This window comes from Caulobacter sp. 73W (assembly GCF_041021955.1).
Lineage (GTDB): Bacteria > Pseudomonadota > Alphaproteobacteria > Caulobacterales > Caulobacteraceae > Caulobacter.
Genome location: NZ_CP158375.1, coordinates 926,347 through 946,150, shown reverse-complemented (window position 1 = coordinate 946,150; position 19,804 = coordinate 926,347). Strand labels below are relative to the sequence as shown.

The 19,804-nt window shown below is 68.3% G+C and carries 17 protein-coding genes and 1 pseudogene; 10 read left to right on the top strand and 8 right to left on the bottom strand.

All coding sequences use genetic code 11. The features are described from left to right. Position 1: 1 nt before the first annotated feature. Together ABOZ73_RS04450 and ABOZ73_RS04445 are read left to right on the top strand one after the other, a co-directional pair. Complete coding sequence (locus tag ABOZ73_RS04450; protein ID WP_369061048.1) at positions 2 to 370, top strand: cytochrome c family protein; 369 nt, start codon at positions 2 to 4, stop codon at positions 368 to 370. Positions 371 to 595: 225 nt separating this feature from the next. Next, positions 596 to 3,355, top strand: coding sequence for a TonB-dependent receptor (locus ABOZ73_RS04445; RefSeq protein ID WP_369061047.1), 2,760 nt, complete (start codon positions 596 to 598; stop codon positions 3,353 to 3,355). A 59-nt stretch (positions 3,356 to 3,414) separates the two neighbouring features. Here ABOZ73_RS04445 and hutH read toward each other — a convergent pair whose 3' ends face one another. Genes hutH through ABOZ73_RS04430 form a run of 3 tightly spaced genes read right to left on the bottom strand, consistent with a single transcriptional unit; the run spans position 3,415 to position 8,010 of the window. Further along, positions 3,415 to 4,953, bottom strand: a complete 1,539-nt coding sequence (gene hutH, locus ABOZ73_RS04440) for a histidine ammonia-lyase (RefSeq protein ID WP_369061046.1) — start codon at positions 4,951 to 4,953, stop codon at positions 3,415 to 3,417. Then, the gene (hutU, locus tag ABOZ73_RS04435) at positions 4,950 to 6,626 is read right to left on the bottom strand and encodes a urocanate hydratase (protein ID WP_369061044.1); all 1,677 of its coding nucleotides are present in this window, start codon (positions 6,624 to 6,626) and stop codon (positions 4,950 to 4,952) included. The genes hutH and hutU overlap by 4 nt, the downstream gene beginning before the upstream one ends. Positions 6,627 to 6,678: 52 nt before the next feature. Next, positions 6,679 to 8,010, bottom strand: coding sequence for a formimidoylglutamate deiminase (locus ABOZ73_RS04430; RefSeq protein ID WP_369061043.1), 1,332 nt, complete (start codon positions 8,008 to 8,010; stop codon positions 6,679 to 6,681). Positions 8,011 to 8,073: 63 nt separating this feature from the next. Between ABOZ73_RS04430 and hutI the strand changes: the two are divergent. Together hutI and ABOZ73_RS04420 are read left to right on the top strand one after the other, a co-directional pair. After that, positions 8,074 to 9,286 (top strand): annotated as a pseudogene (gene hutI / locus ABOZ73_RS04425) (imidazolonepropionase). Beyond that, positions 9,283 to 10,008 carry a UTRA domain-containing protein gene (locus ABOZ73_RS04420; RefSeq protein ID WP_369061042.1) on the top strand — a complete coding sequence of 242 codons (726 nt, stop codon included), beginning with the start codon at positions 9,283 to 9,285 and terminating at the stop codon, positions 10,006 to 10,008. Before hutI ends, ABOZ73_RS04420 begins: the two are co-directional and overlap by 4 nt. Here the strand turns inward: ABOZ73_RS04420 and ABOZ73_RS04415 are convergent. The 4 genes from ABOZ73_RS04415 to ABOZ73_RS04400 are packed head-to-tail and all read right to left on the bottom strand — an operon-like array spanning position 10,005 to position 11,809. Continuing rightward, positions 10,005 to 10,604 carry a hypothetical protein gene (locus ABOZ73_RS04415; RefSeq protein WP_369061041.1) on the bottom strand — a complete coding sequence of 200 codons (600 nt, stop codon included), beginning with the start codon at positions 10,602 to 10,604 and terminating at the stop codon, positions 10,005 to 10,007. The two genes, ABOZ73_RS04420 and ABOZ73_RS04415, sit on opposite strands and share 4 nt — an antisense overlap. Next, positions 10,601 to 11,113 carry a sigma-70 family RNA polymerase sigma factor gene (locus tag ABOZ73_RS04410; RefSeq protein ID WP_369061040.1) on the bottom strand — a complete coding sequence of 171 codons (513 nt, stop codon included), beginning with the start codon at positions 11,111 to 11,113 and terminating at the stop codon, positions 10,601 to 10,603. The genes ABOZ73_RS04415 and ABOZ73_RS04410 overlap by 4 nt, the downstream gene beginning before the upstream one ends. A gap of 7 nt (positions 11,114 to 11,120) precedes the next feature. Next, the gene (locus ABOZ73_RS04405; RefSeq protein ID WP_369061039.1) at positions 11,121 to 11,360 is read right to left on the bottom strand and encodes a hypothetical protein; all 240 of its coding nucleotides are present in this window, start codon (positions 11,358 to 11,360) and stop codon (positions 11,121 to 11,123) included. Between the two features lie 56 nt (positions 11,361 to 11,416). Further along, positions 11,417 to 11,809 carry a helix-turn-helix domain-containing protein gene (locus ABOZ73_RS04400; RefSeq protein ID WP_369061037.1) on the bottom strand — a complete coding sequence of 131 codons (393 nt, stop codon included), beginning with the start codon at positions 11,807 to 11,809 and terminating at the stop codon, positions 11,417 to 11,419. Between the two features lie 177 nt (positions 11,810 to 11,986). Between ABOZ73_RS04400 and glpK the strand changes: the two genes are divergently transcribed. Then, on the top strand, positions 11,987 to 13,468 hold the full coding sequence (gene glpK, locus ABOZ73_RS04395) for a glycerol kinase GlpK (protein ID WP_369061036.1): 1,482 nt from the start codon (positions 11,987 to 11,989) through the stop codon (positions 13,466 to 13,468). A 104-nt stretch (positions 13,469 to 13,572) separates the two neighbouring features. Here the strand turns inward: glpK and glpD are convergent, their stop codons facing one another. Beyond that, positions 13,573 to 15,045 carry a glycerol-3-phosphate dehydrogenase gene (gene glpD, locus ABOZ73_RS04390; RefSeq protein WP_369061034.1) on the bottom strand — a complete coding sequence of 491 codons (1,473 nt, stop codon included), beginning with the start codon at positions 15,043 to 15,045 and terminating at the stop codon, positions 13,573 to 13,575. Between the two features lie 107 nt (positions 15,046 to 15,152). On the opposite strand from glpD, the gene ABOZ73_RS04385 reads away from it, so the two are divergent. The 5 genes from ABOZ73_RS04385 to ABOZ73_RS04365 all read left to right on the top strand — a co-directional run bounded on the left by ABOZ73_RS04385 (position 15,153) and on the right by ABOZ73_RS04365 (position 19,798). Further along, complete coding sequence (locus ABOZ73_RS04385; protein ID WP_369061033.1) at positions 15,153 to 15,872, top strand: autoinducer binding domain-containing protein; 720 nt, start codon at positions 15,153 to 15,155, stop codon at positions 15,870 to 15,872. Between the two features lie 114 nt (positions 15,873 to 15,986). Next, positions 15,987 to 16,673, top strand: coding sequence for an acyl-homoserine-lactone synthase (locus tag ABOZ73_RS04380; RefSeq protein ID WP_369061031.1), 687 nt, complete (start codon positions 15,987 to 15,989; stop codon positions 16,671 to 16,673). Then, entirely contained in the window at positions 16,673 to 16,930 is a 258-nt protein-coding gene (locus ABOZ73_RS04375; protein WP_369061029.1) for a hypothetical protein, read from the top strand. Before ABOZ73_RS04380 ends, ABOZ73_RS04375 begins: the two co-directional genes overlap by 1 nt. A gap of 82 nt (positions 16,931 to 17,012) precedes the next feature. Then, a complete protein-coding gene (locus ABOZ73_RS04370) occupies positions 17,013 to 17,600 on the top strand; it encodes a biliverdin-producing heme oxygenase (protein ID WP_369061027.1) in 588 nt (195 codons plus the stop codon). Beyond that, positions 17,597 to 19,798 (top strand): ATP-binding protein, encoded by a 2,202-nt coding sequence (locus ABOZ73_RS04365; protein ID WP_369061025.1) that lies wholly within the window; start codon positions 17,597 to 17,599, stop codon positions 19,796 to 19,798. Before ABOZ73_RS04370 ends, ABOZ73_RS04365 begins: the two co-directional genes overlap by 4 nt. Positions 19,799 to 19,804: the final 6 nt, after the last annotated feature.

The following is a 19,804-nucleotide window of genomic DNA, read 5'->3' as shown; positions in this document are numbered from 1 at the left end:
TATGACCGACCTGCGTTTCACCGCCGCCTTTGTCGCGGCGGCCCTTTCGGTCGCCGCTGCCCCGGCCTTCGCCGCCGGTGACGTGGCGCGCGGCAAGGCCGTGTTCGCCCGCTGCTCCACCTGCCACAAGCCGGCGACCGGTCCGATGGGGCCGTCCTTGAACGGCGTGGTCGGACGCAAGGCCGGGACCGCGCCGGGCTTCCGCTATTCCAAGGCCCTGATCGCCTCGGGCAAGACTTGGTCGGAAGGGGAGTTGGACGCCTTCCTGACGGCGCCGGGCAAGGCCGTTCCGGGCACGTCGATGTTCATCAACCTGGCCAATCCGAAGGACCGGGCGGACGTCATCGCGTATCTCGCGTCGGTAAAGTAGCGCCTTCGCCAAGCTACGGTTTTTGACCGAAAAGCACAAAACAAGCATCGGTTCATGCCGAGCTTGGATCAAAGCTTGCGGAAATCGAAAAAGCTGCCAATAAACGCCCCTGGTTCCGGACAAAAAAATGACACCGGTATCATTAGGAAGCGCCTATCTGCTGAAAGCCGCGGTTTAGACGGCTGCGACTCTTCATTGGGTCGGCGCAGAACCTTGGAGGGGAAGATGACCAAAGCTGCTCGCAGCTTGCGCCTTGGCGCGTCTATTACGGCTCTGACTTTGGCGATGATCGCCGGTCAGGCCCAAGCACAAGAAACCACCACTGCTGACGACGGCGAAGTTGAAGCCGTCGTCGTCACCGGCTTCCGCAGCAGCCTGGACAAGGCCCTGAACGTGAAGCGGTCCGAAGCCGCCGCCGTGGACTCGATCCTGGCGGAAGACATCGGCAAGTTCCCGGACCTGAACCTGTCTGAATCGATCCAGCGCATTCCCGGCGTTGCGATCACGCGCGACGGCGGCGAAGGCCGTCAGATCTCGGTGCGGGGCCTTGGTCCGCAGTTCACGCGGGTGCGCATCAACGGCATGGAAGCCCTGACGACCGGCGGTTCGGCCGACAGCTCGGGCGGCACCAACCGTGGCCGTTCGTTCGACTTCAACGTTTTCGCGTCCGACCTCTTCAACTCGATCACCGTCCGCAAGACGGCCGAAGCATCGACGGAAGAAGGCTCGCTCGGCGCGACGGTCGATCTGCGCACGGCTCGACCGTTCGACTACAACGGCTTCGCCATGGCCGCCTCGGCCTTGGCCGGCTACAACGACCTGTCCGAGAAGGTCAGCCCGCGCGGCGCCTTCATGATCTCCAACACCTGGGCCGACGACACCTTCGGCGCCCTGCTGTCGGTGGCCTACAACAAGCGTCAGGTGGTTGAAGAGGGCGCCAGCACCGTCCGCTGGATGAACGGCCTGGCCGCCAACACCGGCTTCCAGTCGTCGACCGCGTCCGGCATCAGCCTGGCCCAGGCCAACGCAGCGTTCCGCCCGCGCTTCCCGCGCTTCGACCGCTTCTACAGCGAGAACGAGCGCCTGGGCGTCACCGGATCGCTGCAATGGCGTCCGACCGAGCGCACCGTGATCAGCCTGGACGGCCTCTACGCCGACCTGGATCAGACGCGTGAGGAACAATACCTGGAAGCTCCGGTGTTCAGCACGAACGGTGCTCAGGGCATCGGCGACGTGGACCTGATCGGCGGCGTCATCAACGGTCAGAACACCCTGGTTTCGGGCACGTTCAACGACGTCGATCTGCGGACCGAAAACCGCTACGACGTCCTGAAGACCAAGTTCAGCCAGTTCACCCTGTCGGGCGAACACGAGCTGACCGACAAGATCAAGCTGACCGGCGTGCTCGGCCACTCTGTCTCGGATCACAAGAACCCGATCCAGACCACGGTCATCTTCGACCAGCTGAACGTCGACGGCTTCTCGTACGACTTCACCAAGCGCATGCCGACCCTCGGCTTCGGCAACGCCAATCTGACATCGCCGGACGCCTGGACCCTGACCCAGCTGCGCCTGCGCCCGCAGACGTCGAAGAACACCTACGACACCGCACAGTTCGAAGTGGGCTACGCCCTGAGCGACACCCTCAAGTTCAGCGCCGGCTTAAACTGGAAGAAGTACGAGTTCGAGACCACTGAAAAGCGCCGTTCCAACGGCACGGCCAACAACCTCGAAGCCTCGATTCCGGCTTCGCTGGCGGCCCTGTCGCGCTCGGGCTTCAGCAAGACGGTCAACCTCGGCGGCGTGAAAACCATCATCCCCGACTACTTCGCGGCCGTGACGGCTCTGTCGCTGAACGATCCGGCGCTGTTCCGTCTCGGCTCCGAGCCGTCGCTGGGCAACAACCGCGCCGTGGCCGAAGAGTCCACGGGCGGCTTCGTCCAGGCCGACTTCGAGACCCTGGTCGCCAACATGCCGCTGCGCGGCAACTTCGGCGTCCGCTACGTGGAGACCCAGCAGGAGTCGCAGGGCTACTCGTTCCTCAGCGGCGCACCCGTCCTGGTCCGCTCCGAGCAGAAGTATGACGACACCCTGCCGTCGATGAACCTGGTGCTGGAGCCGCGTGAGAACTTCCTGATCCGCTTCGGCGCCGCCAAGGTCATGGCCCGCTCGGATCTGGGCAGCCTGACGCCGGGCGCCACGGTCAGCGTCTCGGGCGCCAACCGCTCGGTCAACGCCGGCAACCCGGCCCTGCAGCCGTTCCGCGCCAAGGCCTACGACCTGTCTTTCGAATACTACTTCCAGCGCGGCGCCCTGCTGTCGCTGGCGCTGTTCAAGAAGGACATCGACACGCTGGTCCAGACCCAGCAGCAACAGGTGCCGTTCACCGGCAATCCGTTCGGCATCCCCGACAGCGTCGCCACCGCGGCCTGCGGCGCCCTGCCGGTTTCGGAATGCAATCCGTCTCTGAACTGGGTGTTCACCACCCCAGTCAACACCGACGGCGCGAGCTTGAAGGGCCTGGAGATCAACTACCAGCAGCCCTTCACCTTCCTGCCGGGCCCGTTCAACAAGATGGGCGCGCTTCTGAACTACACCTATGTGAAGTCGGAAGTGGACTATGTGAACGCGGCTGGCGCGGTGGTGGCGACCAACGACCTGACCGGTCTGTCGCGCAACAGCTACAACGCGACGCTGTACTATGAAGACAGCAAGATCAGCGCCCGCGTTTCGGCCGCCTATCGTGACCGCTATCTGACCCGCGTTCCGGGCCAGGAAGCCGGCACCTCGTTCGACGGCACCAACGAGACGCTGAACGTCGACGCCTCGATCCAGTACACCCTGAACGACCGCGTGAAGTTCAGCCTGGAGGGCGTGAACTTGACCGACGAGTACGCCGATCAGTTCAACGACTCGACCAACCGGATGTCGGTCTATCACCACACCGGCCGCGAGATCCTGTTCGGGGTGCGCTACACCTACTGATCAGACCGCGAGGTTTGAAAGACGAAGGGCGCCGGAGTGATCCGGCGCCCTTTTTTATGCTACTTCAAGCAATCCAGCGGGGCCGGCCAGTCGATGTCCGGCAGCAGGGCGCCGGAGCGGACCAGGTTGGCGCCGCGCTCCAGGTCGTCGGCCCAGTAGCGGTCCTGGTCATAGTGCGCGACCTGCTCGCGGACGGCGGCGTGGGCCATCTCCAGCGGGGCGGAGGACTTCAGCGGACGGTGGAAGTCCAGCCCCTGGGCGGCGGCCAGCACCTCGATCCCGACGATGTTGGCGGTGTTCCAAGCCATGTCCGACAGGCGGCGCGCGCCATGGGCGGCCATGCTGACATGGTCCTCCTGGTTGGCGCTGGTGGGGATGGTGTCGACGCTTGCCGGATGGGCTAGGCCCTTGTTCTCGGAGGCGAGCGCGGCGGCGGTCACCTGCGGGATCATGAAGCCGCTGTTTAGGCCGCCATCCTTCACCAGGAACGCGGGCAGGCCGCCGCTCATCTTCGGATCGACCAGGATCGACAGGCGGCGTTCGGACAGGTTGCCGATCTCGCACAGGACCATGGCCAGCAGGTCGGCGGCGAAGGCCACCGGCTCGGCGTGGAAGTTGCCGCCCGACAGGGCCTCGGCCGGGTCGCTGAACACCAGCGGGTTGTCGGTCACCGCGTTGGCTTCGGTGGTCAGGGTCTGGGCGGCGAAACGGATGGCGTCCAGGGCCGCGCCCATCACCTGCGGCTGGCAGCGCAGGGAGTAGGGGTCCTGCACCCGGCTGCAATCCACATGGCTGTTTCGGATGTCGCTGCCGGCGATCAGCTGCCGCAGCACGGCGGCCACGTCCTTCTGGCCCGCATGGCCGCGCACGGCGTGGATGCGGGGATCGAAGGGGGTGTCGCTGCCCTTCAGCGCATCGACGCTCATGCCGCCGGCCACCAGGGCCGCGCCGAACACGCGCAGGGTCTTGAACAGGCCCGACAGGGCCATGGCCGTGGACGCCTGGGTCCCGTTGATCAGGGCCAGGCCTTCCTTCGGCGCCAACTCCACCGGCGGGATGCCGGCCAGGCTCAGGCCCTCGGCGGCGGTCATGATGTGGCCGCCGCGGCGAACCTCGCCCACGCCCATCAGCACGGCGGACATGTGGGCCAGGGGCGCCAGGTCGCCCGACGCGCCGACCGAACCCTTGGCCGGCACGCAGGGATAGATCTCGTGCGCCAGCAGGGCGAGCAGGGTGTCAATCACCTCCAGCCGCACGCCCGAGACGCCGGCCGACAGGCTCATCACCTTCAGCGCCATCATCAGGCGCACCCACTCGTCCGGCATGAACTCGCCGACGCCCGAGCAGTGCGACAGGATCAGGTTCTTCTGCAGCTGCGCCAGCTCGCCGTCGCCGATGCGTTCGGACGCCAGAAGGCCAAAGCCGGTGTTGATGCCGTAGACCGTCTTGCCGCTGGCGACGATCGCCTCGACCGTCGCGGCGCTGGCGGCGATCCGCTTGCGGGCGACGTCGTCGAGGGTCAGGCGCACCGGCCCGTCATGGATGGCGCGCAGGTCGGCCAGGGCGAACCCGGCCTCGGAGATGGTGAGTTCGATCATCGGGTCAGCATCGGCAGGTGAAGGTTGTTCTCGCGGGCGCAGTCCAGCGCCTCGGCGTAGCCGGCGTCGGCGTGGCGCATGACGCCCGTGGCCGGGTCGTTCCACAGGACGCGGCCGATGCGCTGGGCGGCGGCCTCGGTGCCGTCGCAGACGATGACCACGCCGGAGTGCTGGGAATAGCCCATGCCGACCCCGCCGCCGTGGTGCAGCGACACCCAGGTCGCCCCGCCGGCGACGTTCAGCATGGCGTTCAGCAGCGGCCAGTCGGACACCGCGTCCGAACCGTCCTTCATGCCCTCGGTCTCGCGGTTCGGGCTGGCGACGGAGCCGCTGTCCAGGTGGTCGCGGCCGATGACGACCGGGGCCGACAGCTCGCCATTGGCCACCATCTCGTTGAAGGCCAGGCCCAGCTTGTCGCGCAGGCCCAGGCCCACCCAGCAGATGCGGGCCGGCAGACCCTGGAACTGGATCTTCTCGCCGGCCATGTCGAGCCAGCGGTGCAGGTGCGGATCGTCGGGGATCAACTCCTTCACCTTGGCGTCGGTCTTGCGGATGTCCTCCGGATCACCCGACAGGGCGGCCCAGCGGAACGGCCCGACGCCGCGGCAGAACAGCGGGCGGATGTAGGCGGGCACGAAGCCGGGGAAGTCAAAGGCGTTCTCGACGCCCGCGTCCTTGGCCTCCTGGCGGATGTTGTTGCCGTAGTCGAAGGTCGGCACGCCCATCTCGTGGAAGGCCAGCATCGCCTTCACATGCGCGGCCATGCTGGCGCGGGCGGCGGTGCGGACGCCGGCCGGATCGCTGACCTTGCGCTCGGCCCATTGCTCCAGCGTCCAGCCGGCCGGCAGGTAGCCGTTCAGCGGATCGTGGGCGCTGGTCTGGTCGGTGACGGCGTCGGGACGCACGCCCCGGCGCAGCAGTTCCGGCAGGATCTCGGCGGCGTTGCCCAGCAGGCCGACGGAGACGGCCTCACCCTTGCTGGTCGCCTCATCGATCATCGCCAGGGCCTCGTCGAGGGTGTTGGCGGCGCGGTCCAGATAGCCCGTCTCCAGGCGTTTCTCGATGCGGCTCGGCTGGCATTCGATCGCCAGGATCGAGGCGCCGGCCATGGTCGCGGCCAGGGTCTGGGCGCCGCCCATGCCGCCGAGGCCGGCGGTCAGGATCCAGCGGCCGGTCAGGTCGCCGCCGAAATGCTGGCGGCCCATCTCGACGAAGGTCTCGTAGGTGCCCTGAACGATGCCCTGGCTGCCGATGTAGATCCACGAGCCGGCCGTCATCTGGCCGTACATCATCAGGCCCTTGCGATCGAGCTCGCCGAAATGCTCCCAGTTCGCCCACTTGGGCACGAGGTTGGAGTTGGCCAGCAGCACGCGCGGGGCGTCGGCGTGGGTGCGGAACACGCCCACCGGCTTGCCCGACTGGATCAGCAGGGTCTCATGGTCTTCGAGGGTCTTCAGCGTCTCGACGATGCGGTCGAAGCTGTCCCAGTCGCGGGCGGCGCGGCCGATGCCGCCATAGACCACCAGCTCGTCCGGGTTCTCGGCCACCTCGGGGTCGAGATTGTTCATCAGCATCCGAAGCGGGGCCTCGGTCAGCCACGACTTGGCGTTCAGCTGGGGGCCGCGCGGCGCGGTCACCCGGCGGGCGTTGGCGAAGCGGGTGGGCGCGTTCATCGGAATCTCCCTCGGATGCGAGGCTGAAAACTATGAATGTATATACAACCTGTCAAACGGACTTCAGGCGGCTGACCGCAGCGCGATAGGCGGCGGCGATCGCGTCCTCCCGCGGGTGCCGTCCGTCGCGGACCCGCCAGGCGCCGCCGACCATCACGTCCTTCACCGGATTGGCGAAGCCGCCGAAGATCCAGGCGTCCATCAGGCGCCCGTCATCGCGCCCGAACAGGGCCGGGGCCTGATCGTCCAGCACCACGATGTCGGCGCGCATGCCGGGTGCGATGGCCCCGGTCTTCCGGCCGCTGGACCGCGCACCGCCGGCCGCCGCCGCGTTGTGCAGATGCACGCCGGTGTGCGGCTCGCGCGCCCCGGCCAAGACGTTGCGCTCGCCGGTGATCAGCCGCTGTCCGTATTCGAGGAGCCGCAGCTCTTCCGCCAGATCGACGCTCACATGGCTGTCCGAACCGATGGAGATCGACCCGCCCTGGGCCAGGAAGCTTTCGGCCGGGAAGATCCCGTCGCCCAGGTTCGCCTCGGTGGTGGGGCACAGCACGACGGTCGCGCCGGCGTCGCGGACGGCCGCCATCTCCGTCTCGGTGACGTGGGTGGCGTGGACCAGGTTCCAGCGGTCATCGACGTCGGCGTTGGCCAGCAGCCATTCCACCGGGCGAGCGCCGGTCGCCTCCAGGCAGCGCTCGACCTCCTTACGCTGCTCGGCGATGTGGATGTGGATCGGGCCGCCGCCCTCCAGCCCCGCCAGCAGTTCGGCCAGGGCCTGGGGCGGCACGGCGCGCAGGCTGTGAATCGCCGTTCCCATGACCACGCCATCGGTCTTCAGGTCGGCGCGCAGGCGCAGGAAATCCCCGACCGAATGGACGAACCGCTTCTGTCCCTCGTTGGGCGCGGCGCCGCCGAAGTCGGAGGTCATGTACAGGGTCGGCAGCAGGGTCAGGTCGATCCCCGTCCGCGCGGCGGCGTCGATAACCGCCTGGCCCATGGCGCGTCCGCCGACCGGCGCCTGGTGCAGATAGTGGAACTCACAGACGGCGGTGTAGCCGGCCTTCAGCATCTCCACATAGAGCTGGGCGGCGATGGCGTTCAGGTCCTCCGGCGTCACGGCGGCGGCCAGGCGGTACATGGCGTCGCGCCAGGTCCAGAAGCTGTCGCGCGCCTCGCCCCGATGCTCGGTCAGGCCGACCAGGGCGCGCTGGAACGCGTGGCTGTGGGCGTTGGCGATTCCGGGGACCGCCACGCCTTTCACCCGCTCGCCAACGCCGGGGCTGTCGGGCGCCACATCGGTGATCATCCCGGCTGAATTGATGGTCACCAGGACGTCCCGCCGCCAGCCTTGGGCGGTCAGCGCCCGTTCGTAGTTCTGCTGCATGGACGACCCGTCTGAACCCTGCTTGTATAGACAAGACAATGGCGCAGGACGGGTGCGGCGGCAATGCAGGGTGATTTCGACGCGGTCTGGACCGGCGGCCATCTGGCGACGATGGCGGATGATACCGGCTACGGCGTGATCGAGAACGGCGCGGTGGCGGTCAAGAACGGGCTCATCGCCTGGGCCGGCGCGGCCGCCGACATGCCGGGGGGCGCGGCCGAGAACTCACGACCTGCGCGGCCGCTGGCTGACCCCCGGCCTGATCGATTGCCACACCCACCTCGTCTATGCCGGCAGCCGCGTGCGCGAGTTCGAGATGCGGCTGGAGGGCGCGACATATGAGGAGATCGCCCGCGCCGGCGGCGGCATCCTGTCGACCATGCGCGCCACCCGCGCTGCCACCGAGGACGAGCTGCTCGACCTCGCCCACGCCCGCGCCGAAAAGCTGATCGCCGGCGGCGTCACCACGGTCGAGATCAAGTCGGGCTACGGCCTCGACGTGGACAGCGAGCTGAAGATGCTGCGCGTCGCCCGCACCCTCGGCGAGGAGCGGGGGATCGAGGTGAAGACCACCTTCCTCGGCGCCCACGCCGTGCCGCCGGAGCACAAGGACGACCGCGACGCCTATGTCCGCCTGATCATCGACGAGATGCTGCCCGCCGTGGCCGCCGAAGGACTGGCCGACGCGGTGGACGCCTTTTGTGAGAGCATCGCCTTCACCCCGGCCGAGACGCGGCGGATCTTCAAGGCGGCGACCAAGCTCGGCCTGCGGGTGAAGCTGCACGCCGACCAACTGGGCGATCTCGGCGGCGGCGGCCTGGCGGCGGAACTGGGCGCCCTGTCGGCTGACCATCTGGAGCATGCGTCCGAGGAGTCCATCGCCGCCATGGGCCGCGCCGGCGTGGTCGCGGTGCTGCTGCCGGGCGCCTATTACTTCCTGCGCGAAACCGTGGCCCCACCCATCGAACTGATGCGCAAGCATGGCGTCCGCATGGCCCTGGCCACCGACTGCAACGCCGGCACCTCGCCGATCACCTCCATGCCGCTGATCCTGAACATGGCCTGCACCCTGTTCCGCATGACCCCGGCCGAGGCCCTGGCGGCGGTCACCCGTCATGGCGCGGCGGCTCTCGGCCTGCAGGCGACGCACGGGAGCCTGGAGGTCGGCAAGGTCGCCGACTTCGCGGTCTGGGAGGTCGAGTCTCCGGGGGAGATCGCCCACGCCCCCGGCGACAACCGCTGCGCCATGACGGTCAAGGGCGGGCAGCCCCTTTGAGCACCGGCGACGGAAGCCTGAAGGCCCGCATCCGCCGCCACATCCTGGAGCGGATCAGCACCGGCGCCTGGGCGGCGGGCGACCGCATCCCGTCCGAGCATGAACTGGCCGAGGCGTTCGGCGCCAGCCGCATGACTGTCCACCATGCGGTGCGCGACCTGCAGGGCGACGGCTATCTGACCCGCGCCAAGGGCAAGGGCACCTTCGTCGCTCCGGCCCGCGCCCACGTCATGGCCGTGAAGCTGCTCGACATCGCCGACGAGATCGCCGCGCGCGGCGGCCGGCACGAGGCGCGGTTGATCAGCGGCGAGACCCGTCCCGCCACCATGGCCGAGGCGGCCCTGTTCGGCGCTTCCGCCGGCCTGGTGCTGTTCCATGCCGTGGTGCTGCACAGCGAGGACGGCGCCCCGATCCAGCTGGAGGACCGCTTGGTCAATCCGGCCCTAGCCCCCGGCGTGAGCGAGGCGGACCTGGATCGCGAGACCTATTTCGCCCACCTGATGGCGCGCTTTCCCTATCCCGAGGGGGCGGCCGCCATCCGCGCCGCCGCGCCGGACGCCCGCGCCCGCGACCTGCTGGCCATGGGCGACGGCGAGCCCTGCATCGAGATCGAGCGCCTGACGCGGGTGGAGGGCCAGGTGGTCACCGCCGTGCGCCTGATCTATCCCGCCTCGCGCTACGCCCTGACCGGTGAGATCCTGCGTCCGACGGCGTTGGGCTAGTCGTCCTCTTCCTCGGAAGGGCTCAACTCGGCCAGCATCTTCTCCAGCCGCGCCAGCTTTCGGCTGTGCCGCCGGTCGGTCCAGAAGCCCCAGGCCAGCGACGCGAGAACCGTCGACACGCTCAGGCCGATGGCGAACCGGGCGTCTTGGTCCATCACGTTTAGGTCCGCGTGCAGGATGGCCGAGGTCAGGGCGATGAAGGCGACCGCGCCGATGGCCAGGTAGTAGCCGGATCGCGCGCGGCGAATGGCGCTGCGGGTCTGGACGATCTCGGAGCGCAGGGCGGCGTCCACCGTCTCCGCCCGTGTCTCCCACGGCGCGCGGGCCACCCATAGGGTGACGGTCATGCCGAACAGCACGAAGGCCAGGCCGCCCAGCCCCATGATCACGCCGCTGGCGGTCCCCTTGGCGAGTGCCGAGACGGCGATGCCGCCGACCGCCAGGTAAAGAACGATATCCGTCGCCGACTTCAGGCGCGCGATCAGGGCGCGCCTCTTCAGCCGCCGGCGCATGCGCGGCAGGTCGAAGGTCTCCTTGGTTTCCGGCTCATCGCGCCAGGCGTCTGCCAGGGCGCTCCATTCGGGATCGGAGGTCATGTCCGCTCCTGTCGCTGTATCGTCTCGCGCAGGGCCGCCTTGGCCCGGGTGAGGCGGATCGAGACCGCGTTGGCGCCGACGCCCAGGACGTCGGCGATCTCGCTGGGGGTGAAGTCTTCCAGGGTCAGCACCGTCACCTGGCGAAGCGGCAGGGGCAGGGCGCGCACGGCCCGCATCAGCCGCTCCCGCTGCTGGTTGCGCTCGACCATCTCCTGGGCCGAGGGCGCGTCCAGGGGCAGGCCGTCGTCCAGCTCCACGGTGCGGGGCGCCTTGGCGTGGCGGGCTACATGATCGACGCCGCGATTGTGAGCCACGCGCGCGGCGAAGGTGCGCACCGACGCCTCGCCCCGCCAGGCCGGCAGGGCGCGCCACACCGCCATCAGGATGTCCTGCTGCAGTTCGCGGCGGGCTTCCGGATCGGCTTCGTAGCTGGCGGCGATACGACGGATCATCGGGCCGTGCAGGCTCGCGACCTCGTCGAACAGCGCCTCTGTGTCCCGGACGTTCAACGTGGGCTCAGGCGCGGCGGAAGGTGGAGGTGATCTTGGTCCAGATCTGGCGACGGGCCTGCACGACGCTGACGCCCAGCACGGCCGCGACGGACCAGAACAGCGCTTCGGTGGTGACGGCGGCGGCCACCGCAAGGCCCAGACGGACCGGCTTGTCCACGTTCAGCGCCAGGCCGGCGCCGAGGGCGATCCATGAAGCGAGGCACGCTGCGCCCGCGATCCCCAGGACGACCTTCTTCCAGTTCATCTACGTCTCTCCCGACCATCGTCTGATGAGATAGTCGGGAGGAACGCGGATTTCTTTCAGGCGGCGTCTTCGTTTTCCGCCGCCATGGCGCGCGCCAAGCGCACCAGCGCGTTGCGAGCGCGGGGAGATTTCAGCTCGGAGAAGCTTTGCAGCAGCTCCATGGCCCCGGCTTCACCGAGGATCGACCATTGGTCGCCCGCGCCGGCGCTTTCTTCTTCGCCCACCAGCCAGGCGACGCTCGTGCCCAGCAGGGCGGCGATCTGCACCAGCTTGGAGGCCGACACGCGGTTCACGCCGCGCTCGTACTTCTGGATCTGTTGGAAGGTCAGACCCAGCTGTTGGGCGACGTGGCTTTGGCTGAATCCCTGCACCTTGCGGCGGGCGCGGATGCGAGCGCCGACGGCGATATCGATGGGATCAGGGCCGAGCAATTCTTCAGAAACGGACACACACAACTCCAGACGTCAGATCTTGGGGGAGGGACGCTAAACGCGTGTTCCAGCCCCCTATGCCAAAGCTCGCCATTGAAAGCGAGCCCCCGCGACTACGGGTTAAATACGCGTGACCTTGTGTCGCTGCGCGACAAACGGCCTTAATTCGTTCGGGACAGATACGAGGAGATTCCGATGGCGGACGACACGCTGCTGGCGATTGATCAGGGAACAAGTTCAAGCCGCGGCATCGTCTTTTCCGTTTCGGGCGAGATCGTGTCCGTGGGGCAGCAGCCCTTCGAGCAGATCTATCCGGCTTCCGGTTGGGTCGAGCACGACGCCGAGGTGATCTGGGCCACGACCCTGTCCACCGCGCGCCAGGCCTTGCGCAAGGCGGGTTCGTCGCGGGCGCCCAAGGCCATCGGCATCACCAACCAGCGCGAGACCACCATCGTCTGGGATCGCCGCACCGGCGCGCCGATCCATAACGCCATCGTCTGGCAGGACCGCCGCACGGCGCAGATCTGCCGCGATCTGGAGGCCAAGGGGCATGAGGCTATCGTGGCCGAGCGCACGGGCCTTCGCCTCGATCCCTATTTCTCGGCCACCAAGTTGGCCTGGATCCTCGATCACGTGGACGGCGCGAGGGCGGCGGCCGAGGCGGGCGACCTGGCCTTCGGCACGGTCGACAGCTTCCTGATCTGGCGCCTGACCGGCGGCAAGGTTCACGCCACCGACGCCACCAACGCCAGCCGCACGGCGCTTTACGACATCCGCAAGGGACGGTGGGACGAGGACCTCTGCGTCCTGTTCGGCGTGCCCATGGGCGTGCTGCCCGAGGTGCGTGACAGCGCCGGTGATTTCGGGACCAGCAACGAGGGCGTGCTCGGCGTCGCCCTGCCGATCCGCGGCGTGGCCGGCGACCAGCAGGCGGCCCTGGTCGGTCAGGCCTGCTTCTCCGCCGGGGACGTGAAGAGCACCTACGGCACCGGCGCCTTCCTGGTGTTGAACACTGGCGAGGAACTGGTGCGCTCGCAGAACCGCCTGCTGACCACCATCGCCTATCAGGTGGGCGGCAAGGCGACCTATGCGCTCGAGGGCTCGATCCTGTCGGCCGGCTCGACGATCCAATGGCTGCGTGATGGCCTGGGCCTGTTCTCGCGCGCGCCGGAGGTGGAGTCCCTGGCCCGCTCCGTGAGCGATACGGGCGGGGTCTATCTGCTGCCGGCTTTCACCGGTCTGGGCGCGCCCTATTGGGACCCGGACGCGCGCGGCGCCATTGTCGGCCTGACCCGCGCCAGCGGCCGGGCGGAGATCGCCCGCGCCGGCCTGGACAGCGCCGTCTATCAGACCCGCGACCTGCTCGACGCCATGGCCGCCGACGGCGTGGCGCCGGCCCGCCTGCGGGTGGATGGGGGCATGGCCGAGAACGGCTTCTTCCTGCAGCGTCTGGCCGACCTTCTCGACCTCACCGTCATCCGTCCGAAGGTCACCGAGACCACGGCCTTCGGCGCCGCCGCCCTGGCGGGACTGGGCGCGGGGCTGTTTGGTTCGCTCGACGACATCGCCGCCCTCTGGAAGGCGGACGTGGAATGCGGGCCGAAGATGAAGGGCGACGCGCGGGACGCCGAGATCGCCGGCTGGCGGGAGGCGTTGGGAAGGGTGCGGACCCTTTGAACCCTTCCCCCTTGATGGGGGAAGGGCAGGGATGGGGGTGTTATGGCCGGAAGGATTGCGAGGGCTGATCCGCCGAGATCACCCTCACCCCTGCCCCTCTCCCATCAAGGGAGAGGGGTTCTGGAAAACCACTCCGTCACCGCATCCCGCTCCGCCTCGCTCAGGTGGAGGCCCAGCTTCGACCGGCGCCACAGGGCGTCCTCGCCGCGACGCGCCCATTCGTGGTCGCGCATGTGCCGCAGCTCCGCCTCGAACACCCCCGGCGCGATCTCGGCGCCCGGTCCATCCGCCAGGATCGCGTCGATCTTCGTCCCGTAGGCGCGGCACAGGCGGCGGATGACCGCCTCCGGCAGGCCGCTGTGCTTGCGCACCTGCGCGTCGGCGAAGGCGTCGAAGTCGGGGATGTCGCCGCCGGGCAGGACGGCCTTCGCCGTCCAGGGTTCACCCTTGAAGCCCATCAGCGGCTGCAGCTTCTCCAGCGCGTGTTCGGCCAGCTTGCGGTGAGTGGTCAGCTTGCCGCCGAAGATCGACAGCATCGGCGCCTCGCCCTCCGGCGCGTCGATGTCGAACACATAGTCGCGGGTCACGGTAGAGGCGCTGACCCCGCCGTCGTCGTACAGCGGCCGCACCCCCGAATAGCGCCACACCACGTCGGCCGGAGCGACCGGCGTCTTCAGGTATTCCGACACCAGCTCGCACAGATAGGCGACCTCGCCGTCGTCCGCGTGAACCGCCGCCGGATCGCCGTCATAGGGGATGTCGGTGGTGCCGATCAGGGTGAAATCGCGCTCGTACGGAATGACGAAGGCGATCCGCCCGTCGTCGTTCTGGAAGGTGAAGGCCTGGTCGCCGTCGTGCAGGCGGCGCACCACGATGTGGCTGCCTTTCACCAGGCGCGGGGCGTGGTCGGCCCGCGCGCCGGACAGCTTCAGCGCCTCGCCGACCCAAGGACCAGCGGCGTTGACCACGCCGCGCGCCCGCACCTGACGGATTTCGCCGGCTTCGGAACGCAGATCGACGACCCAGGCGGCGCCCTCGCGACGGGCGGCGACCGCCTCCCAGCCAACCAGGATATCCGCCCCGCGATCCGCCGCGTCGCGGGCGCAAAGGGCGGTCAGGCGCGCGTCGTCGGCCCAGCAGTCGGAGTATTCAAAGCCCAGGCGATAGGCGTCCTGCAGCGGGTCGAGCCGCTTTGAAGAGGCCCGCCGCACCGACTTCGTGCCCGGCAGGCTGCGGCGGCCGCCGATATGGTCGTACAGGAACAGGCCGATGCGCAGCATCCACGGCGGGCGCAGGCCCTTGTGAACCGGCAGGACGAAACGCAGCGGCCAGATCACGTGCGGCGCGGCGGCCAGCAGGACCTCGCGCTCGGCCAGGCTCTCGTGCACCAGGCGGAACTCGTACTGTTCCAGATACCGCAGCCCGCCATGCACCAGCTTGGACGAGGCCGAGGAGGTAGCGCCCGCCAGATCATGCCGCTCGCAAAGCGTCACGCTCAGCCCGCGTCCCGCGGCGTCCCGCGCGGTGCCCGCGCCGTTGACGCCGCCGCCGATGATCAGGAGGTCGATATCGCTCATGCCATCCCTTTACGGGCTCGGAATCCGTGCTGTCGAGCGCTGTGACAATAGGCTGTCTTCCCCGGTGGTGCTTTGCGGTTTAGCCTCGCCTGGGTTGTGAGGGTGGCATGAGCCGGGTTGAAGAAGCGCTAGCCCAGATCGGGGTGATGACGCGCGCGCAGTCGGTGAACGCGGCGATCGGCGCGTTCGAACGCGCCATCGAGCCGTTCGGCGCGCGCACCTATTCCACCTGGGTCCTGGCCAATCCCGAACGGATGGACCCGCGCCTGGGCATGGTCTCCAACTGGGCCGACGAGTGGACCGAGTACTATCTGGCCAAGCAGCAGTACCTGGTCGATCCAGTGGTGCAGCGCGCCCTGACGCAACCCGGCGGCTTCACCTGGGCCGACATCTCGCGCACCACGTCCCAGGCCAGCACGGAGCTGTTCCGCGACGCGCGCCAGTTCGGCCTGGCCGACGGCTTCACCCAGCCGGTGGGGACAGGCGGCTTGCTCAACGCGGCGGTGGTCAACGTCTCTGGCCCGACCATCCACTGGACCGACATGGACCAGGGCGTGATGTCCTTCGTCGCCAGCACGTTCATGCAGCGCCTGCTGCACCTGCGCGAGGTGCGCCTGCAGCCGGCGGTGAAGACCTTGTCGCCCCAGGAGCGGCGCATCCTGAACCATGCCTCCATGGGCCAGAGCGACAAGGTCATCGCCCTGCACCTGGAGATTTCGCCCGAGACCGTGCGTACGCACTGGAAGCGTATCTTCGCCAAGCTCCAGGCCGATGACCGCGCCCAGGCGGTGGCGGTGGGCATCTGGTCGGGCCAGATCGCGCCTTAGCCGCCTGCCGGGGCAACCTCCGGGTGCGGTTGTCCCCGATCTCGGGGACTGCCGCCGGGGAAGGGGGCGTCTCATCCTGCATCTCGTCGGATTTCGACCGAACGGGAGTAGGGCATGGCCATCGTCATTCGCGCGCATCATCGCACCGCCATGAGCGGCTTAATGGACGCGGCTTTCCGGCTCCGCCGCCGCATCTTCGTGGATACCCTGGGCTGGGAGCTGCCCGACCTCGCCGGTGATGGCGAGCGGGAGATCGACCAGTTCGACTTCACCCCGGCGGTTCATCACCTGGTCGCCCTCAACGACGTCGGCCGGGTGGTCGGGACCTGCCGCCTGACTCCGTCCGACGCCCCCAACGTCACCTGCGACGTGTTGCAGGCGCAGATCGGAACGCCGCTGCCCCGATCGTCGACCATCGTGGAAAGCTCGCGCTTCTGCGTGGACCTGTCCCTGTCGCGCGAGGAGCGCACGGCGATCATGGGCGACCTCTACATCTCGCACGGCGAGCTGGCCGCCAGGATGGGCTGGACCCAGACCATGGGCGTTTACTACCAGTCCTCGCTGGAGGCGCTGATCCGCCAGGGCTTCGCCGTCGACGCCCTGGGCGCGCCCATCCGGTTCGCGCCGGGCGATCCGTTCTCCTACCCCTATCTGATGACCGCCTCGGCCGATGGGCTGGAGCGGATGAAGGCCGCCTTCGGCGCGCCCAAGGGCAAGCTGCAGGATCCCGAACTCGAAGCCAGCCTGCTGCCCGGCCTGCGTGAGCCGGACCGCACGCCGTTCCTGATGGAGGCGCGCTGATGGCTGTCCGAGGCTCCTATTCCGGCATGGCGATGACCCGCCTGGCCACCAGCGTCGTGAATCACCCGGAGGCGATCAGCAGCGCCGAACTGCGCGCCCTGGCTGAATACAATGCCCATCTCAGCCGTCGCGAGCGGACGATCTTGCTGAATCTCACCCGCCGCCTGGTGGAGATCGAACGCCGTGATGGGCCTGAAGCCGTTGAGCGGCGGCTCCGCGAGGTGTGCGCGGTGATGGGACCGACGGGGAACGCGTGATGACCAACCTGAATAGTTTGTGGTCAAGCTTGGCTCCGAAGGCCGACATCACTAGGGTTCGCGCTCCTCAGGAGGCGCGCGCATGCATGGAGTCATCGACAAGGCATTCCCGCTCCTCGACCGGCTCCGAAGTGAAACCGCCGCGCAGCACGACGCCCTCGAAGCGGGCCTTGCTCTCCTAGACGCGCCGCTTTCCCACGATCACTTCCTTGAGGTCCTGAAGGGCTTCCATGGTTTCCACGCCGCGTGGGAGCCGGCGGCCGCCGCCAGCGCCTATGCCGATTTCCTCGAACCCCGCCGTCGGCTGGGCGCGGTCGAGCGGGACCTGCGCACGCTTGGCCTCAGCGATGGCGAGATCGCCGCCCTGCCGCGCTGCGACGCCGCCGCCGAGCTGGCCGCCACGTCCGCCGGCGTGCTGGGGGCGTCCTATGTGTTGGAAGGCTCCAGCCTCGGCGGCAAGGTGATCACCCGCGCCCTGGCCGGCGAGGCCTGGCCGCCCAAAGGCGGCTTCGCCTATTTCAATCCCTATGGCGAGGAGACCGGCCTTCGCTGGCGCGAGAGCCGCGCCTTCATCGAACGCGAGGGCGCTGATCTTCAGGACGAGGTGACCGCCGCCGCCGGGCGCACCTTCGATCTTCTTCTCGCCTGGCTGACGGAAGGCCGCCGATGAACACGCCCCTGGATATCGACGGCTGCGCCCAGGAGCCGATCCGCATCCCCGGCGGCGTGCAGCCGCATGGCGTGCTGCTGGCCCTGTCGCCCGCCGACCTGTCGCTGCTCCAGGCCAGCGGCAATGTCGCAAGTCTGCTGACCCTGAAGCCGGGCGTCGCCAAGGCCGAGCATCTCCACGATTTTGTCGGCGGCGATCATCTGTCGGCTGACCTGATGGAATGGCTCGAGCGCGGCGAAGGCGCCTTTCTGCGGACCAGCGACATGGGGGGGCGCGTCCTGCAGGTCCTCGGGCATCGCAACGCTCAAGGCGCCATCCTGGAATTCGAGGACCCGCCGGCCTCGGAGCGCGAGACCTTCGAGGCGCTCTATCCGTCGCTGCGCGTGTTCATGGACGAGATCGCGCCCTCGGACGACGTCGACGTCATCGCCGGTTCGGCCGCGCGCCTGGCGCGGGAACTGACGGGCTTCAACCGGGTGATGATCTATCGCTTCGACCCGGACTGGCACGGGGTGGTGATCGCCGAGGACGGCGACGGCGTCCTGCCGTCCTATCTCGACCTGCGCTTCCCGGCCTCGGACATCCCAGCCCAGGCGCGGGAGCTGTACCGCCTCAACCGCCTTCGCCTGATCCCGGACGCGAACTATACGCCGGCGGCGCTGGAGCCGGTGATGAGCCCGGTCGACGGCCAGCCGCTGGATCTCAGCTTCGCCGCCCTGCGCAGCGTCTCGCCGATCCACCTGCAGTACATGCGCAACATGGGCACCCTGGCGTCCATGTCGATCTCGATCCTGGTCGACGGCAAGCTGTGGGGTCTGATCTCCTGCCACAACGCCGAGCCAAAGCGGGTGAACGCCCAGGTGCGGGCGGTCTGCGACTTCCTGGGCCAGATCGTCTCGCTGCAGATCGGCGCGCGCGAACGGGCCGCCTTCGCCGCCGAACGTATCGAGCTGAAGCGCGTCGAGACGCGGCTTCTCGCTGAACTGGCGCGGTCGGGGAACTATCGCGAGGGGCTGGTGGCGCATCCGGCGGATTGGCTAGAACTGGCCGGCGCGTCCGGCGCGGCGGTGATCGCCGACGGCGAGATCAAGGTCGCCGGCGTCGTGCCGCCGATCGAGCACCTGGGCCGCTTGGCCGTCTGGCTGCAGAACCACAAGGTCGATGAGCTCTTCGCCAGCGACTTCCTGGCCGAGCACTGGCCCGACGCCGAGATGCTGGCCGACACCGCCGCGGGCGTCCTGGCCATCTCCATCTCGCAGATCCACGCCAGCTATATCGTCTGGTTCCGGCCCGAAGTGGTGCGCACCGTCACCTGGGGCGGCGATCCGCGCAAGAAGGCGGCGACGCCGCTTCAACCCCTGTCCCCCCGCGCCTCGTTCGAGACGTGGAAGGAGCAGGTGCGCCTGCGGTCCGATCCCTGGCGCGAGGCCGAGATCGAAACCGCTCGCGACTTCCGCAACGCGATCGTCAGCTTCGTCCTCAAGCGGGCCGAGGAGAAGGCCGAGCTGACCGAAGCCCTGCAGCGGACCAACAAGGAGCTGGAGTCCTTCTCCTATTCGGTGTCGCACGACCTGCGCGCCCCATTCCGCCATATCGTGGGCTTCTCGGAGCTGCTGGGCGAGCGGGCGACGAACCTGGACGACAAGTCCCGTCACTATCTGGACAGCATCAAGGAAGCCGCCCTGTCGGCGGGACGTCTGGTCGATGACCTGCTCAACTTCTCGCACATGGGCCGCACCAGCCTGACCCTGACACGGGTCGACATGGACAAGCTGGTCCGCGAGGTCCGCTATTCCCTGGCCCCCGACGCCGAGGGGCGCCAGATCGAGTGGGACATCCAGCGCCTGCCCTCCGCCTGGGGCGACGGCGCGATGCTGCGCCAGGTGCTGACCAACCTGATCGACAACGCCGTGAAATATACGCGCGACGCTCAGCCGGCGAAGATCACCATCACCGGCGAGGAACGCGCCCGCGACACCCTTTATCGGATCAGCGACAACGGCGTCGGCTTCGACATGGCCTATGTCGACAAGCTATTCGGGGTCTTCCAGCGCCTGCACCGTGTCGAGGACTTCGAAGGCACCGGAATCGGCCTGGCCTTGAGCAAGCGGGTCATCGATCGCCATGGCGGCGACATCTTCGCCGAGGGAACCTTGGGCGGGGGAGCCGCATTCACTTTCGTTCTGCCGAAGCGCTAGCGGAGA

Excerpts from the sequence above, each read along its gene's own strand:
- ABOZ73_RS04450 (WP_369061048.1), top strand. The coding sequence starts at position 2 with ATGACCGACCTGCGTTTCACCGCCGCCTTTGTCGCGGCGGCCCTTTCG.
- ABOZ73_RS04445 (WP_369061047.1), top strand. The coding sequence starts at position 596 with ATGACCAAAGCTGCTCGCAGCTTGCGCCTTGGCGCGTCTATTACGGCT.
- hutH (WP_369061046.1), bottom strand. The coding sequence starts at position 4,953 with ATGATCGAACTCACCATCTCCGAGGCCGGGTTCGCCCTGGCCGACCTG.
- hutU (WP_369061044.1), bottom strand. The coding sequence starts at position 6,626 with ATGAACGCGCCCACCCGCTTCGCCAACGCCCGCCGGGTGACCGCGCCG.
- ABOZ73_RS04430 (WP_369061043.1), bottom strand. The coding sequence starts at position 8,010 with ATGCAGCAGAACTACGAACGGGCGCTGACCGCCCAAGGCTGGCGGCGG.
- ABOZ73_RS04415 (WP_369061041.1), bottom strand. The coding sequence starts at position 10,604 with ATGACCTCCGATCCCGAATGGAGCGCCCTGGCAGACGCCTGGCGCGAT.
- ABOZ73_RS04405 (WP_369061039.1), bottom strand. The coding sequence starts at position 11,360 with ATGAACTGGAAGAAGGTCGTCCTGGGGATCGCGGGCGCAGCGTGCCTC.
- glpK (WP_369061036.1), top strand. The coding sequence starts at position 11,987 with ATGGCGGACGACACGCTGCTGGCGATTGATCAGGGAACAAGTTCAAGC.
- glpD (WP_369061034.1), bottom strand. The coding sequence starts at position 15,045 with ATGAGCGATATCGACCTCCTGATCATCGGCGGCGGCGTCAACGGCGCG.
- ABOZ73_RS04385 (WP_369061033.1), top strand. The coding sequence starts at position 15,153 with ATGAGCCGGGTTGAAGAAGCGCTAGCCCAGATCGGGGTGATGACGCGC.
- ABOZ73_RS04380 (WP_369061031.1), top strand. The coding sequence starts at position 15,987 with ATGGCCATCGTCATTCGCGCGCATCATCGCACCGCCATGAGCGGCTTA.
- ABOZ73_RS04375 (WP_369061029.1), top strand. The coding sequence starts at position 16,673 with ATGGCTGTCCGAGGCTCCTATTCCGGCATGGCGATGACCCGCCTGGCC.
- ABOZ73_RS04370 (WP_369061027.1), top strand. The coding sequence starts at position 17,013 with ATGCATGGAGTCATCGACAAGGCATTCCCGCTCCTCGACCGGCTCCGA.
- ABOZ73_RS04365 (WP_369061025.1), top strand. The coding sequence starts at position 17,597 with ATGAACACGCCCCTGGATATCGACGGCTGCGCCCAGGAGCCGATCCGC.